Here is a 15290-nt window from a genome sequence, read left to right on the forward strand (position 1 = left end):
CCTTTGCTTTATTTTTTAAGAAAATAGCAAGTAAAAACTTTTCTTTAATGAAATTTGGATACAATTTTACAATTTTCAAATCTATTTTAGCAAAGGATATCTTATGAAAAATGAAGTAAAAAAAGTAGTTTTAGCGTATTCTGGGGGGCTTGATACGAGCATCATTTTAAAATGGCTTCAAGATGAGTATAATTGTGAAGTTGTAACTTTTACAGCAGATATTGGTCAAGGCGAAGAACTCGAACCTGCAAGAAAAAAAGCCCTTTCTTTAGGTATAAAAGAAGAAAATATTTTCATTAAAGATTTAAGAGATGAATTTGTTAAAGATTATGTATTTCCTATGTTTAGAGCCAATGCGATTTATGAAGGAGAATATCTTTTAGGAACAAGTATAGCAAGACCACTTATAGCAAAAACTCAAGCACAAATTGCCCTGCAAACAGGTGCTGATGCGGTAAGTCATGGTGCCACAGGCAAAGGAAATGATCAAGTGCGTTTTGAACTTGGTTATCTTGCTTTTAATCCCGATTTAAAAATCATCGCTCCATGGCGTGAGTGGGATTTAAACAGTCGTGAAAAACTCCTTGCTTATGCACAAAAACACGGTATTGATATTTCTAAGAAAAAAGGAAAATCTCCTTATTCTATGGACGCAAATTTACTTCATATTTCTTATGAAGGACTTGTTTTAGAAGATCCTGCACACGCACCCCAAGAAGATATGTGGAGATGGAGTAAAAGCCCAAAAGACGCTCCAAATGAAAGTGAAATTATAGAACTTGATTTCCAAAAAGGAGATTTAGTAGCGATAAATGGAGAAAAACTAAGTCCTGCAGGACTTTTAACCAAACTTAACGAACTAGGCTGCAAACATGGCATAGGACGCCTTGATATAGTAGAAAATCGCTATGTAGGAATGAAAAGTCGTGGTTGTTACGAAACTCCAGGCGGTACTATACTTTTAAAAGCACACAGAGCTCTTGAAAGCATCACGCTTGATAAAGAAGCAGCACACTTAAAAGATGAACTCATGCCAAAATACGCAAGTTTAATTTATAATGGCTATTGGTTCTCGCCTGAAAGAATGATGCTTCAAGCCTTAATCGATGAGTCTCAAATTCATGCCAATGGTAGAGTAAAACTCGAGCTTTATAAAGGCAATGTGATGGTTATAGGACGCGAAAGTGCGAACGATAGCTTGTTTAACGCAGCTTATTGTACTTTTGAAGAAGATGAAGTGTATAATCAAAAAGACGCAGCAGGCTTTATTAAGCTTAATGCTTTGCGTTTTATCATTGCAGGAAAAAATGGAAGAAAATTTTAATAAAGGAATAAAATGAAAGTATTATTAATCAAAGATGTAAAAGCACTTGGAAAAGCAGGAGAAGTAAAAGAAGTAAAAGACGGCTACGGACAAAATTTCTTAATCGCTAAAGGCTTTGCTAAAGCAGCTACTAATGAAGTTTTAAGAAAATACGAAAGCGACAAGAAAAAAGAGGCTGAAAATTTACGCTTTGAAATCGCAAATTTAGAAAAACTCAAAGAAGAACTTGGCAAAATCACTCTTGAAATTTCAAAACCCGTAGGTGCAAATGGAAGTTTGTTTGGTGGCGTAACCAAAGATGAAATCGCTCACGCCCTAAAAGAACAAAGCCATATAGAAATCGATAAAAAAAGTTTAGAATGCGACACCTTAAAAAGCTTAGGAATTCACGAAGTAAGCGTAAAACTTGGACACGCAATCCATGCTAAATTTAACATAAATATAAAGGCAGAATAATGTTTCACGCAACAACGATTTTAGCTTACAAAGGTAAAAATAAATCCGTAATTGGCGGAGATGGACAAGTAAGCTTTGGAAATACGGTGCTAAAAGGCAATGCTGTAAAGATTAGAAAACTCAACAATGGCAAAGTTTTAGCAGGTTTTGCAGGATCAACAGCTGATGCTTTTAATCTTTTTGATATGTTTGAAAATCTCCTTCAAAGTTCTAAAGGCGATCTTTTAAAAGCAGCGATTGACTTTTCTAAAGAATGGAGAAAAGATAAATACCTAAGAAAACTTGAAGCCATGATGCTCGTACTTGATAGAAATCACATTTTTCTACTTTCTGGTACAGGCGATGTGGTCGAACCTGAAGATGGACAAATCGCAGCCATAGGAAGTGGTGGAAACTATGCACTTTCAGCTGCTAGAGCCTTAGCAAAACATGCCAATTTAGATGAAGAAGAACTTGTAAAATCAAGTCTTCAAATCGCAGGTGAAATTTGCATTTATACTAATACCAATATCAAAACTTATGTAATCGAGGATGAGAAATGAATCTAACTCCAAAAGAAATTGTTAAATTTTTAGATGATTATGTTATAGGACAAAAAAAAGCTAAAAAAATCATAGCTATAGCTTTAAGAAATCGCTACCGCAGAATGCAACTTAGCCCTGAATTACAAGATGATATCGTACCTAAAAATATCTTGATGATAGGTTCTACAGGTGTAGGAAAAACAGAAATCGCTAGGCGTTTAGCTAAAATGATGGGCTTTCCTTTCATCAAAATCGAAGCGAGCAAATATACTGAAGTGGGTTTTGTAGGTCGTGATGTGGAAAGCATGGTAAGAGATCTTGCCAATGCAGCTTTAAATTTGGTAAAAAATGAGCAAAGAGAAAAAAACAAAGATAAAATCGATGAATTTATAGAAAATAAAATTTTAGAAAAACTTTTACCACCTTTACCAAAGGGTATCAGTGATGAAAAACAAGAAGAATATAAAAACAGTCTTGAAAAAATGAGAACTAAACTAAGAAATGGCGATCTTGATGAAAGCACCATAGAGATAGAAATTTCACAAAATATGTTCGATACCAATCCTAACCTACCTCCTGAAATGGGTGCAATGCAAGATATAGTTAAGGTTATAGGCGTTGGCAGTAAAAAAGTCAAAAAAGAAATGAAAATCAAAGACGCTAAAAATGCTTTAAAAAACGAAGCAGGAGAAAAAATCCTAGATCAAGAAAGTATCAAAAGCGAAGCCTTAAAAAGAGCGGAAAATGAAGGGATTATTTTTATTGATGAAATCGATAAAATCGCTGTTTCAAGCGGAAATTCAAACCGCCAAGATCCAAGTAAAGAAGGGGTGCAAAGAGACTTACTTCCTATAGTAGAGGGATCAAATGTACAAACAAAAATAGGTACTTTAAAAACCGATCATATTCTTTTTATCGCCGCAGGGGCTTTTCATCTTAGCAAACCAAGCGATCTTATCCCTGAACTTCAAGGACGCTTTCCTTTAAGAGTGGAATTAGATAGTCTTGATGATAAAGCTCTTTATGAAATTTTAACACGTCCTAAAAATTCACTTTTAAAACAATACTCTCAGCTTTTAAAAACTGAAAAATTAGAACTTGATTTTGACGATGAAGCAATTAAAGAAATAGCAAAAATAGCTTCAAGAGCTAATGAAGAAATGCAAGATATAGGTGCTAGACGCTTGCATACTGTGATAGAAAAATTACTTGAAGATTTAAGCTTTGAAGCTGATGAGTATGCAGGTAAAAAATTCGTAGTGGATAAAAAAATGGTAGAAGAAAAACTCGGAGATATCATAGAAAATAAAGATCTTGCAAGGTATATTTTGTGAAAAGTGGCTTTGTTAGCATCATAGGGCGTACTAATGCAGGAAAAAGTACTTTAATCAATTCCTTATTAGAAGAAAAAATCGCCCTAGTTTCTCACAAACAAAATGCCACAAGGCGTAAAATCAAAGCCATAGTGATGCATGAAAAAAATCAAATCATTTTCATCGATACCCCAGGACTTCACGAAAGCGGTGCTAGGCTTAATCAACTGCTTGTCCAAAGTGCTATTAAATCCATGAGGGATTGTGATATGATTTTATTTGTGGCAAGTGTTTTTGATAACACAAAAGACTATGAAAATTTTCTTAGTCTAAGCCCACAAGTACCACATATCATCGCTTTAAATAAAGTAGATTTAACCGATAATGCTACGCTTTTAAAAAAACTTAGTGAATATGCAAAATTTAGCGAATATTTTAAGGCTATCATTCCTTATTCCTCCAAGAAAAAAAACTATAAAAAAGATTTATTAGATGAGATAGTAAAATACCTTGATGAACATGAGTATTTTTATGATCCTGAATTTTTAAGTGCGAGTAGCGAAAAAGAACTTTATAGAGATTTTATACTTGAAAGTATTTATGAAAATTTAAGCGATGAGCTTCCTTATAGTAGCGAAGTGCTTATCCATCGCACCAAAGATACTCCCGATCTTTTAATCCTAGAAGCCAATATCATCACAGATACAAACTCTCACAAGGGTATGCTTATAGGAAAAGAAGGAGCAACTTTAAAAAGAATAGGCAAAGATGCACGCTTTAAAATTTCAAAACTTGCACAAAAAAAGGCACTTTTAAAGCTTTTCGTAACAGTGAAAAAAAACTGGCAAAAAGATGAAGAATTTTTAAAAAAACTTTTAAATGATGAAAATTAATTCATTAAATAAAATAAATTTTATAAAATCTACAGATTTGCTTTATACTCAAAGAACGGGAATATCCAAAGAAGACGAACTTTTTAACAATTTAACCGCAGATTTTAAGCTAAGTAAACCCTTTGACTATCAAATAGCTTTTTTTAAACATAATGAAATTTATCATTGTTTTTTAGCACCTGTTTACAAATTGAAAAAAAGTCGTTTTTGCTTTCCCGAACCTTTAATTTTTCAAGCTTTGTTTGATGAAAGATTTATTAAGGAAAGTGATTATTGTGTTTTAAATTTATATGATCAAACTTTATATTTATATTTTTACCAAGAAGGAAAATTTATCAATCTTAAAAAAATCGAAAATTTCAACCCAAGTAATATGGATTTATTTTTTAAACAAAATCGATTTATAGAACTTTTAAAACACTATGAAAGCAAACTGCTACTTTATCAGGATTTGGATACAATCAAACATTACTTCTCATCTCAAATAAAATGTTTAAATCTAAATGATATTCTTGATAAAAATAGTTTATTGAAATTAAGTTCATATAGTATAAAAAATCTAGATCAAAATTGTAATTTTATCAAGCATAATAAAATAAAAATATCTATTTCTTTTAAAATTATATTAATATTTATTTTTAGCTTTAGTCTTAGTATGATAATTTTATTATTTAAAGATTTTATAGAGTACAAACAAAATAAGGAAATTCAAAATAAAAATTTTATCATACAAGAAGAAATTTCTAAACTAAAACAAGATAAGCAAAAATTATTAACAAACATACAAGATTTAAACTTTACTCTTTCTAATAAAATATTATCTACACAACAACAATTTCATATTTTATCCATCATAACAAAAGAAATCAATTTAGAAAAAAATAAGGCAATCATTCTAAATCAAATCATATCATGGCTTAACTCCAATGAACTTAAAATCACAAATCTTGAATTTGAACAAACAAAAATCATTCTTTCTTTTATCGATGAAAACCACTTTAAAAGAGCATTAGAAAATCTAAATTCTGCTTTTAAAATTTTTGATAAAAATGAAGAAACATTTAATATCATATTAGAAGTCATACATGAATAAAATAGAAGTATTTTTGCAAAATTTAAATCCTAGGGAAAAATTTCTTTTTATTTCTTTTATCTGCCTTTGTGCTTTGTTTTTAGCTTTTAAAATTCACGATCACTTTTTGGAAGATATTTTTCAAAAAACATTAATAGAACATAATTATCTTGCATTAAATGAAGCAAAAATAGAAATTTCACATCTTAAAGAAATAGAGACAAAGCTAACAAAACAGATAAAAACAGAGGAAGAAAAATTAAAATACTATAAAGAAAAATTGCATTTATTTTCTTATGATAAAGATTTTTTCAATAAAAAAATCAATAATTTATCCAAAAATTTAACCATTAATGAAATAAAATTTTCCCAAGAAAACAAAAATTTTATCCACTATAATTATATTTCTCTAAGTTTAAATGGCAACTTTAAAGACTTGCTCAATTTTATACAAAATTTAGAAAATCTTCCTATAGCTTTAAAAATTGATAAAATAAAACTATACAATACACAGGGTTTAAAATTAAAGCTTGATTTAATGTTTAAATTTATTAATTTATAATAATATTAAAATGTTATATTTTTAAATATTATTATAAAAAAATATTTAAAAATATTGTAATTTAATTATTTTTCTATTACTATTAGTTAAAATATTTTAAGCATAAAAAAGAAAGGTGTTGGGAAGTGACTAAGCAAGAAATACAAAAACTCGATACAAATTTCCTAGGTCATCCCAAGCCTTTATTCTCTCTATCAATGGTAAAACTTTGGGAAAGATTTGCTTTTTATGGCAACAACCATAAACAAAGGTAGACTTGGAATAGGCACTGAATGCGCCTTGGCAATTTATGGCATTGCAGGATGCTTGTATTTAGCAGCACTTCCTAAAGGCTGGATTACTGATAATTATTTAGAGCAAAAAAGGCTTTATTTCTAGGTTCTTTTATTATAGCTTTAGGACATATTAGCATAGCCTTATCTATTTTAAGCACACCTATATTTTTCCTAGGGCTTGCTTTTATCGTTATTGGTACTGGATTTTTAAAACCAGCGCTTCTGTAATGGTTGGAATGTTACATAAAAACAAAATGATACAAGATGCAGTACTAGCTATACAATTTTTTATATAGGAATTAACATTGAAGCATTCATTGCTCCTCTTATATGTGGTTTTGTTCAATCAAAATGGAATTATCATTTAGGATTTGGAGGAGGTTTAGGTATGCTAATCTCTTTGCTTATTTTATATTTTAAAGCTGCCCCTGAGCTTGAAGAATTTCATAAAAATTGCACCTTAAAGCAAAACTGGGAACAATCATTTAAAAAGTAAAAAATTTAACTCTTATACTAAAGTATAAGCTTGTTAAGTATTATTGGATTTTTTCTAATTTTTATTAATCTTGTAGATATTAATCTCATGATACTATCAAAAAAACTTCTAATTGTAATTTTACTATGTTTGGACTCTCTATAATGGCTGAGATTGCCCCTGATTTAATCAAAAATCAAATCATGGGACTTTTGGTTTGTAGCAAGTGCGCTTGGAAATTTTGTTGCAGGATTTATAGGAGGAAATGTCAATATTAAAAACATCGATCAACTTTCCAGTATTTTTAGGCAATGTATGTGGATGCTTTTTGTTGTAGCGCTTTTACTTTTTATTGCCAAAAAATCAATTTATAAAATTCTTAACGAAAAAAATAAGCAATTATCTAATTAAACCTAAAATACAAAATACACCAAAGTTGAAAATTGATCTTAATATTTCTTTTTTTATATTTGTAAAAAAGTAACATTATGATATAAATCATTTAAAAATATTACAAAGTTATACATATTTTTTAATTTCTTGTCTATAATTTATAAATAAAAATACATAAAGGATATAAATTGAGTAAAAATGTAAAAAATTTAGATACTTCATTTTTTGGACATCCAAAACCACTTTTATCTCTTTCACTTACTGAGCTTTGGGAAAGATTTTCTTTTTACGGAATTCGTCCCTTGCTTTACCTTTTTATGATAGCAAGTTTTGAAAAAAGTGGAATGAACTTAAAACCTGAAGAAGCAAGTGCAATTATGGGAATTTTTGCAAGTTGTTTATATCTTGCTGCTTTGCCAGGTGGGTGGCTTGCGGATAATTACTTAGGACAAAAAAGAGCAATTTTACTAGGTGCTTTAACTATAGCATTTGGACATTTGTGCATAGCCTTTTCTTATTTTAACAATAAAATGATTTTTGTTGGTATGGTTTTTTTGGTTATAGGTACAGGACTTTTTAAAACTTGCGCTTCTGTAATGGTTGGAATGCTTTATAAAAAAAATGATACAAGGCGTGATTCTGGTTTTACTCTTTTTTATATGTGTTTTAATTTTGGTGCTTTTGTAGCTCCTTTAATTTGCGGCTTTTTACAAAAAGAATACGGATGGCACTTTGGTTTTGGTGCAGGTGGGATTGGTATGCTTTTAGCGGTAATTATTTTCTACCTAAAAACTATGCCTGATTTAAAAGAATTTGATGAAAAAGTTGGCATAGACTCTACTTGGGATAGACCAAGCAAAAAAAGCAAAAACGTATTTTACATCATCATTGCATCAGGTATTGTTTTACTTGGAGCAATATTTTTAATCCTTAGTGGTTTTATAAAATTAGATGCACAAGTTATTAATAAAAATATTATTTTAACTATCTTAGCTTGTGCTGGAATTTATTTTTTATATCTTTTCGCTTTTACTTCTTTAAAAATAGAAGAAAAAAGAAATTTAATTATTTTTATTGTTTTATTTTTAGCGGCTGCGTTATTTTGGTCAGTATATGAGCAACAATACACTTCTTTTAATTTTTTTGCAGAAAAATTAACAGATAAAACCATATTAAATTATGAAATTCCTACAATATGGTTTCAATCTCTTGGAGGTTTATTTGTTATACTTTTTGCACCTTTTAGTGCTTTTATATGGACTATATGTGCCAAAAATAATAAAGAAATTTCATCTATTATCAAATTTGCATTAGGACTTTTGGGTGCAGCTTTAGCATTTTTAATAATGGCTTTAGCTTCAAATCATGCAATTAATTTAAATGGCGATGCTAATACATTAAGAGAAAATTTAGAAAATTCATCGCAAATTATTTTAGTTTCACCTTGGTGGCTTGTCAGTAGCTTTTTGCTTATGGTTTTAGGAGAGCTTTGCCTTTCCCCTGTGGGACTTTCTATAATGACAAAAATTGCACCTAATTTAATTAAATCTCAAGTCATGGGACTTTGGTTTGTAGCAAGTGCATTAGGCAATGCTTTAGCTGGATTCATAGGTGGTAAAGCAAGTGAAGAAAATATAGCTTATTTGCCAAATTTATTTTACCAATGTATGTGGATATTACTTGGTGCTGTTATAATTTTACTTATACTCAAAAAACCTATCAATAAAATACTAAAAAATTAATATTAAGGAGAAAATATGAGTATTTACAAACAAAGAGTATTAGAACTTAGAAGATTAATGAAAGAAAATAATATTGACGCCTATCTCATCTTAAGTGCAGATCCACATTTGAGCGAATATTTACCAGAATATTACAAAAACAGAATCTTTATCAGTGGCTTTAAGGGTTCTGTTGGAACAGTTCTTATCACACAAGAAGAGGGCTTTTTGTGGGTAGATGGAAGATATTGGCTTCAAGCACAAAAGGAATTAGAAGGTAGCGGTATACTTTTACAAAAACAAGATGCTAAAAATACTTTTACCAAATGGTTGGAAAAAAATTTAAGCGAAGATCAAATTTTAGGCATCGATTTTGCACTTTTACCTTTATCTTTACAAAAAGATTTACAGATTAATTGCAAGGCAAATTTAAAACATATAGATTTGATAAGTCCACTTTGGAAAGATCGTCCCACTTTACCACAAGAAAAAATTTATGAACACGAACTAGAATACTGCTCTTACTCAAGAAAAGAAAAATTAGCATTAGTGCGTCAAAAAATGAAAAATTTAAATGCTACCTCTCATTTAATCTCCAGCCTTGATGATATAGCTTGGCTTACAAATTTAAGAGGGAATGATGTAAATTATAATCCTGTATTTTTAAGTCATTTGCTAATCTTGGAAGACAAAGCTTTGCTTTTTGTTGATCAGAAAAAAGTAAATTCAGAACTTAAAAAAAAATTAAATTTAGATGGGTTTTGGCTTAAAAATTATGATGAAATCATCATGGAGCTTGAAAAACTTACAAATACAAATTTGCTTATTGAACCTTCAAAAATGACCGCTTTACTCATAAATTCTTTAGATAAAAGCGTAAAAATCATTCAAGAAATTAATCCAAGCACTCACTTAAAAGCAGCTAAAAATACAAAAGAAATAGCGCATATACAAGATGCTATGATAGAAGATGGAGTGGCTTTATGTAAATTTTTTGCCTGGCTTGAAGAAGCGATAGAAAATAAAGAATTAATAAGCGAATTGGACATAGATGCTAAAGCAAGCGAATTTAGAGCACAAAGCAAGTACTACATAAGTGATAGTTTTGCCACTATAGCAGGCTTTAACGAAAACGCAGCATATCCACATTATAAAGCCACAAAAGAGAGTTTTGCTTATCTTAAAAAAGATGGGCTTTTACTTATTGATTCTGGTGGACAATATAAAAACGGTACAACAGATATTACACGCGTTGTACCAATAGGAAAGGCTAATGCAGAACAAATTCATGACTATACCTTGGTTTTAAAAGCACATATTGCCATTTCCAGTGCAATTTTTCCAAAAGATATAGCTATGCCCTTACTTGATGCAATCACACGCGCACCTTTATGGAAAGAACAAATTGACTATATACACGGCACAGGACATGGCGTGGGATATTTTTTAAATGTCCATGAAGGTCCACAAGTTTTATCTTATCTATCCCCTGTGCTTGAAAAAACAAAAGCTAAAGAAGGTATGCTAACCTCCATAGAGCCAGGTATTTATAAAGTAGGTAAATGGGGTATAAGACTTGAAAATTTAGTTATTCATACCAAAGTAGAAAATCCTAAAAATAAAGATTTTGGAGAGTTTTTATACTTTAAACCTGTTACCCTTTGTCCTTTTGAAATATCTTGTATTGATATAAAAATGTTAGATGAAAAAGAAAAAGAATGGTTAAACAATTATCACAAAGAAGTATTTGAAAAACTTTCTCCTAAGCTAGGTGATTATCCAAAAGCTCTAGTTTGGCTTGAAAAAAAAACAAAAGCCATCTTTTAAGATACTTTTTTGTTAACATAGATAAATTTTCCTTGTATTAAACTTATAATTTGTTTAATACAAGGTTTTTAAACCAATTGCTAAAAAAGTTTTTTTTGAAAAACTCGATTTACAACTAAAAATTATTTAAAATATCCAAGTTCAATCATTTTTTGATAAATTTTAGCTACAGTTGCCCCTGAAGTAATATTTCTCCCACCATGTTCCAAAAGAACGGTAACTACATATTTTGGCTTAGAATAAGGAGCATAAGAAGTGAGCCACGCATGAGATCTAGTATAATACTCAAATTGTTTTTCATCAACCCTATTTTTATCTGTCTGTGAAAATCCCACAACCTGAGCAGTTCCTGTTTTTGCTGCAACTTTCACATCAAGATTATGCAAATAACGATAAGAGGTTCCTCCTTGCTCATTGGCAACAGCATACATTGCATCTCTTATATAAGGCAATTGACTCTTTTCAAATAAAGTAAAAATTTCTTTTTTATTTTCATCCATTTGATTTTCTATAGTTGTATTGTTATTTTCTATGCTTTTTAAAAAATGAGGTATAACCTCTCCACCTTTTGCGATTTGAGCTGTATATCTAGCAATTTGCATAGGTGTTGTAAGAAAACTACCTTGACCTATAGCCGTATTTAAAGTATCACCTTGAAACCAAGATTGTCTATATCTTTGCATCTTCCATTCTTTGCTTGGTAAAGTTCCTACAAATTCACTAGGTAAATCTACCCCTGTTTTCGCTCCAAAACCAATGCGAGATAAAGTTTCACTTATTTGATCGATTCCAACTTGCAAACTGCCATTATAAAAATAAACATCACAACTATATTTTATCGCATGTTTTAAATCCACAGGTCCATGGCCCGATCGATTCCAACATCTAAAAAACCTGCCTCCAAGCTCAATGCTTCCATTGCAAACATATTGAGTCGTCGGGCTAATATTTTTAGAATTTAAAAAAGAAAGCCCTACTCCCATTTTTACAACAGAACCTGGAGGATAATATCCATTTATAAGTTTATTTGTAAAAGGATGATCAAGACTATTTGAAAGCTCGTCCCAATCCTTAAAAGAGATCCCTGTTACAAAAGGATTAAGATCATATTCAGGGAAACTCCCTGCAGCTAAAATAGATCCATCATTTACATTCATAATTATAGCAGCTCCAGCATTCCCTTCAAATAATGAAGTTAAATAAGACTGAAGCTCTATATCTATCGTAAGTTCTATATCATTAGACATAGCAGGAGTGTAAGAAAGCTGTTCTACTTCTTGATTTAAGGCATTAACCTTATAAACCCTAGTTCCTTTTTCTCCTTGTAAAATATCATTATAATAGCGTTCTATACCGCTTTTTCCCGTATAGTTAGAAAGTTTTGCTATTTCATTTTCTTGAACATCTTGCAAATTTGCCTTACCTACATACCCAATAATATGCGAAGCCAATTTTCCAAAAGGATATTTTCTTTTTACAACAGGATCTATTTTTATTGTTTTATTAAGATTTAACTCTGAATAATGCGGAATAATCTCATCGTAGGGTATAAAATCTACAACTTTAATAAAATCTTGATTATAGTAAGAATCATTTCTCTTATAAATTTCTGCTAATTTACTAGCATTTAAATCAGGAAATAAATTTGCAAGTTCAGATAGTTCTTTATCTAGAATTCCTTTATTTGACTTTTTAATACTTAAATAAGGTTTAATAGAAATACTAAAACCCAAATCATTAATAGCCAATAAAGTTCCATTTCTATCTGTAATTTGACCCCTAACAGGTGCTAAAAATTCAGTTTTTATGGCATTTTGTTTAGCAAGTTCTTCATAATATACATTTGATTTTATACTCAAATAATACACACGACTTAATAAAAATATAAAAAACAATAGTATAAATCCAACAACTAAACGCATTCTCATTTAAATTTTGCCTTTAAAAAACACATAAGCTAAACAACATTCTATAAAAACTGAAACAATATACGCCCATCCTAAAATTTTAATTTTTTCATCTCCAATATAAGACAATATCATATCCAAAAACAAAATAATGCCGTAAGCACAAAGCACAAAAACAACAGGGATAAATTTACCAATTTTTAAATTTGTCTTAATCCAATCCGCACAAAGATAATAAAAAATAAAAAACGCCAGCCAAGATGAAAAAATAAAAAAATTATAAGTTATATCAGTAAAAAATAAAAAAAATAAAGAAAAATACCATCTAAAATCAAGCTTTGAAAAAGTCCTTTCTCTCTCTTCTAGCAAGCAAAACATATAACAGAAAAAAATCCCATAAAGTAACGGAGTATATACAAAAGTCGAACCAAGAATCTGATAAATTAGAAAAAAAAATCCTAAAAAGACATAAGATCCATTAAATTTTGCCTTATAAGCATTTAAATTTCTTCTCATTTATCAAGACCTAAAGTTTGATTGATAATAATATCTTCTAAAGAATCAAGGCCAATTTTATTCAAATTTGAAACTAAAATAGAATCTTTAAATTCATTTTTTAACTTAGCTTTTTCACTTTGATTTAATTTATCGCATTTGGTAAAAACTTTTAAAATTTTTTGATCAGGTCGTAAAAATCTTTTCAAATAGTCATTTAAATTTACATCGATCTCTAAATGAGTATGTCTTGAGTCGATTAAATGTATAAATAACTTTATCGAGGTTCTTAATTTTAAAAATTCATCTAAGTTTTGATTCCATATTGCTTTTAAATTTTTAGAAACCTTTGCATAACCAAACCCTGGTAAATCGATAAAATTGATATTAAATTTTTCTTCATTTCTTTTGCAAGTTACTTGGAAAAAATTTATAAGCTGAGTTTTTCCAGGAGTTGCTGAACTTTTGGCTAAATTTTTTTGTTTACACAAAGAATTGATTAAAGAACTTTTTCCGACATTGGAACGCCCCAAAAATGCTACTTCACTAAAATTTGAGCTCAATTTCTCATCAAATTTCACTAAAGAAGTGATAAATTTAGCACTAATTATCATTTGTCTTTAAGATCAAACACAAAACGAGCAGGTTTTTGATCCTTACTCTCCACTCGATAAATATTAGCTTTTCTATCGACTATTATTTTATCACCAAAAAGTTTTTGATTACTTCCAAGCTCATTTATATAAGCATGACCATTAATCTCGTAAGTATCTTTAATAACATTATAAATAAATTTATCTCCACTACCTTTATAAGTTTTACCCTTTAAAACAATCTTAAACGTAGCATTTTGCATTGCTTCATAACGAATAGGTTTGCGATTTTTATCCGTATAAATAATCAATTTTTCAGAATTTAAAATATCATCACCCCTAATTACTTCTACATTTCCACTAAGAATACTTTCACCCTTATTTTCATCTGAGTAAAAATTTAAAGCTTTTACTTCAATTTGAGTTGCCCAAGTTACACTTACACAAGCTAACAATAAAATTATTTGTCTTGCAACCACGCATTTACTCCTTGGATATTTAAAATTTTGTTTTTTGTATCATAGTTTAAAGTATTTCCATTAATAATACTTCCATTGATCAGAGCTTTAAAATTAGTATTTGTGTGTAAAATTTTATCCTTAGGTTGGTATTCTACCTCTTGAGAAATAATTTTGACATTATTAGCACCTATATAAGTAACATTTCCTTCAAACAAAACCTTGTTCATATCTTTATTGAAAAACTCTAAACGATTCGCACTAAGATTAAAATCTAAATTTAAAGTAATAAAATCATTAAATTCATCTCTATCTGCATATCTCACCCAAGAATTTGCCTTATAATATGCCTTAATTGTACTAGCATTACTCTCATAAGCTTTCAAATTTTTAGCCTCAATATTTTTAAAATTTAAAGCATTAGTTTGCAAATTTAAAGAATACGGATCTTGCAAACTTAAAATCGTAAAAGTAATTGTAAAAAGAGCAATTAAAATTCCAAAAATTTTTATAGCCAAAGCCTATTCCATTCTTCTTTTAGATGATTTTTTTCTACTAAAATTTCTATCATCTGTGCTACAGCAGCCTTACCACCTTTTTTGCTAAGCACTATGTCTACATTTAAATCTTTATGACCATCTTTTGGCTTAAAACTAAGTCCTACGCTTTCAAGCAAAGCCTTATCGTTAAAATAATCCCCAATAGCCGCACACTGAGAAAAATCTAAATTAAGTTTTTGTAAAATTTCTTTTGCACAAGCTAACTTATCCTTGATGCCTTGATATAAAATTTCTATTTTTAAATCTTTAGCTCTTTTTTCAACACAAGGACAATTTCTACCTGTAATAATAGCAATTTTTTTACCAAGCTTTAGCCAAGCCTCGATAGCCGCTCCATCTTTTACATCAAATTCTTTAATAAATTCTCCATTAGAAGTATAAATAATCTTCCCATCAGTTAAACAGCCATCTACATCCAAAAAAATCAATTCTGTCATAATTT

The 15290-nt window shown here is 29.6% G+C and carries 16 protein-coding genes and 1 pseudogene; 11 read left to right on the plus strand and 6 right to left on the minus strand.

The annotated features are described in order from the left end of the window. Positions 1-103: 103 nt before the first annotated feature. The 11 genes and pseudogenes from AJ885_RS01485 to AJ885_RS01535 all read left to right on the plus strand — a co-directional run bounded on the left by AJ885_RS01485 (position 104) and on the right by AJ885_RS01535 (position 10835). Complete coding sequence (locus tag AJ885_RS01485; protein ID WP_070280606.1) at positions 104-1324, plus strand: argininosuccinate synthase; 1221 nt, start codon at positions 104-106, stop codon at positions 1322-1324. Positions 1325-1336: 12 nt separating this feature from the next. After that, entirely contained in the window at positions 1337-1780 is a 444-nt protein-coding gene (rplI, locus tag AJ885_RS01490; protein ID WP_070210743.1) for a 50S ribosomal protein L9, read from the plus strand. Then, positions 1780-2322, plus strand: coding sequence for an ATP-dependent protease subunit HslV (hslV, locus tag AJ885_RS01495; RefSeq protein WP_002776411.1), 543 nt, complete (start codon positions 1780-1782; stop codon positions 2320-2322). Before rplI ends, hslV begins: the two co-directional genes overlap by 1 nt. Then, positions 2319-3638, plus strand: a complete 1320-nt coding sequence (hslU, locus tag AJ885_RS01500) for an ATP-dependent protease ATPase subunit HslU (RefSeq protein ID WP_002861360.1) — start codon at positions 2319-2321, stop codon at positions 3636-3638. The genes hslV and hslU overlap by 4 nt, the downstream gene beginning before the upstream one ends. Next, positions 3635-4510: a GTPase Era gene (gene era, locus AJ885_RS01505; RefSeq protein WP_044780535.1), complete on the plus strand. Its 876-nt coding sequence runs from the start codon at positions 3635-3637 to the stop codon at positions 4508-4510. Before hslU ends, era begins: the two co-directional genes overlap by 4 nt. After that, the gene (locus AJ885_RS01510) at positions 4497-5603 is read left to right on the plus strand and encodes a hypothetical protein (RefSeq protein ID WP_079396837.1); all 1107 of its coding nucleotides are present in this window, start codon (positions 4497-4499) and stop codon (positions 5601-5603) included. Before era ends, AJ885_RS01510 begins: the two co-directional genes overlap by 14 nt. After that, complete coding sequence (locus AJ885_RS01515) at positions 5596-6144, plus strand: hypothetical protein (protein WP_002861357.1); 549 nt, start codon at positions 5596-5598, stop codon at positions 6142-6144. The genes AJ885_RS01510 and AJ885_RS01515 overlap by 8 nt, the downstream gene beginning before the upstream one ends. Positions 6145-6372: 228 nt before the next feature. Beyond that, on the plus strand, positions 6373-6522 hold the full coding sequence (locus AJ885_RS10930) for a hypothetical protein (RefSeq protein ID WP_410002261.1): 150 nt from the start codon (positions 6373-6375) through the stop codon (positions 6520-6522). A gap of 201 nt (positions 6523-6723) precedes the next feature. Next, positions 6724-6777: pseudogene (locus AJ885_RS10935) on the plus strand (hypothetical protein); the annotation flags it as partial. A 698-nt stretch (positions 6778-7475) separates the two neighbouring features. Then, the gene (locus AJ885_RS01530) at positions 7476-9029 is read left to right on the plus strand and encodes a peptide MFS transporter (RefSeq protein ID WP_070280608.1); all 1554 of its coding nucleotides are present in this window, start codon (positions 7476-7478) and stop codon (positions 9027-9029) included. Between the two features lie 15 nt (positions 9030-9044). Further along, the gene (locus AJ885_RS01535) at positions 9045-10835 is read left to right on the plus strand and encodes an aminopeptidase P family protein (RefSeq protein WP_070280612.1); all 1791 of its coding nucleotides are present in this window, start codon (positions 9045-9047) and stop codon (positions 10833-10835) included. A 122-nt stretch (positions 10836-10957) separates the two neighbouring features. Here the strand turns inward: AJ885_RS01535 and mrdA are convergent, their stop codons facing one another. From mrdA to AJ885_RS01565, 6 genes are read right to left on the minus strand one after another with little or no spacing between them, the layout of a single operon-like run. Further along, positions 10958-12763 carry a penicillin-binding protein 2 gene (mrdA, locus tag AJ885_RS01540; protein ID WP_002861350.1) on the minus strand — a complete coding sequence of 602 codons (1806 nt, stop codon included), beginning with the start codon at positions 12761-12763 and terminating at the stop codon, positions 10958-10960. Then, positions 12764-13258 carry a hypothetical protein gene (locus AJ885_RS01545; RefSeq protein ID WP_004305492.1) on the minus strand — a complete coding sequence of 165 codons (495 nt, stop codon included), beginning with the start codon at positions 13256-13258 and terminating at the stop codon, positions 12764-12766. Further along, a complete protein-coding gene (gene yihA / locus AJ885_RS01550; protein WP_004305491.1) occupies positions 13255-13851 on the minus strand; it encodes a ribosome biogenesis GTP-binding protein YihA/YsxC in 597 nt (198 codons plus the stop codon). The genes AJ885_RS01545 and yihA overlap by 4 nt, the downstream gene beginning before the upstream one ends. Beyond that, the gene (locus AJ885_RS01555) at positions 13848-14309 is read right to left on the minus strand and encodes an LptA/OstA family protein (protein WP_002871339.1); all 462 of its coding nucleotides are present in this window, start codon (positions 14307-14309) and stop codon (positions 13848-13850) included. Before AJ885_RS01555 ends, yihA begins: the two co-directional genes overlap by 4 nt. After that, complete coding sequence (locus AJ885_RS01560) at positions 14291-14806, minus strand: hypothetical protein (protein ID WP_002871340.1); 516 nt, start codon at positions 14804-14806, stop codon at positions 14291-14293. The genes AJ885_RS01555 and AJ885_RS01560 overlap by 19 nt, the downstream gene beginning before the upstream one ends. After that, positions 14797-15285: an HAD-IIIA family hydrolase gene (locus AJ885_RS01565; protein ID WP_052949640.1), complete on the minus strand. Its 489-nt coding sequence runs from the start codon at positions 15283-15285 to the stop codon at positions 14797-14799. The genes AJ885_RS01560 and AJ885_RS01565 overlap by 10 nt, the downstream gene beginning before the upstream one ends. Between the last annotated feature and the right edge of the window lie 5 nt (positions 15286-15290).

Origin of the sequence: Campylobacter sp. BCW_6464 (assembly GCF_001762775.1) — a bacterium.
Classification (GTDB): Bacteria; Campylobacterota; Campylobacteria; order Campylobacterales; family Campylobacteraceae; genus Campylobacter_D; species Campylobacter_D jejuni.

Excerpts from the sequence above, each read along its gene's own strand:
- rplI (WP_070210743.1), top strand. The coding sequence starts at position 1,337 with ATGAAAGTATTATTAATCAAAGATGTAAAAGCACTTGGAAAAGCAGGA.
- hslU (WP_002861360.1), top strand. The coding sequence starts at position 2,319 with ATGAATCTAACTCCAAAAGAAATTGTTAAATTTTTAGATGATTATGTT.
- mrdA (WP_002861350.1), bottom strand. The coding sequence starts at position 12,763 with ATGAGAATGCGTTTAGTTGTTGGATTTATACTATTGTTTTTTATATTT.
- hslV (WP_002776411.1), top strand. The coding sequence starts at position 1,780 with ATGTTTCACGCAACAACGATTTTAGCTTACAAAGGTAAAAATAAATCC.
- AJ885_RS01545 (WP_004305492.1), bottom strand. The coding sequence starts at position 13,258 with ATGAGAAGAAATTTAAATGCTTATAAGGCAAAATTTAATGGATCTTAT.
- AJ885_RS01535 (WP_070280612.1), top strand. The coding sequence starts at position 9,045 with ATGAGTATTTACAAACAAAGAGTATTAGAACTTAGAAGATTAATGAAA.
- AJ885_RS01485 (WP_070280606.1), top strand. The coding sequence starts at position 104 with ATGAAAAATGAAGTAAAAAAAGTAGTTTTAGCGTATTCTGGGGGGCTT.
- yihA (WP_004305491.1), bottom strand. The coding sequence starts at position 13,851 with ATGATAATTAGTGCTAAATTTATCACTTCTTTAGTGAAATTTGATGAG.
- AJ885_RS01510 (WP_079396837.1), top strand. The coding sequence starts at position 4,497 with ATGATGAAAATTAATTCATTAAATAAAATAAATTTTATAAAATCTACA.
- AJ885_RS01565 (WP_052949640.1), bottom strand. The coding sequence starts at position 15,285 with ATGACAGAATTGATTTTTTTGGATGTAGATGGCTGTTTAACTGATGGG.
- AJ885_RS01515 (WP_002861357.1), top strand. The coding sequence starts at position 5,596 with ATGAATAAAATAGAAGTATTTTTGCAAAATTTAAATCCTAGGGAAAAA.
- AJ885_RS10930 (WP_410002261.1), top strand. The coding sequence starts at position 6,373 with ATGGCAACAACCATAAACAAAGGTAGACTTGGAATAGGCACTGAATGC.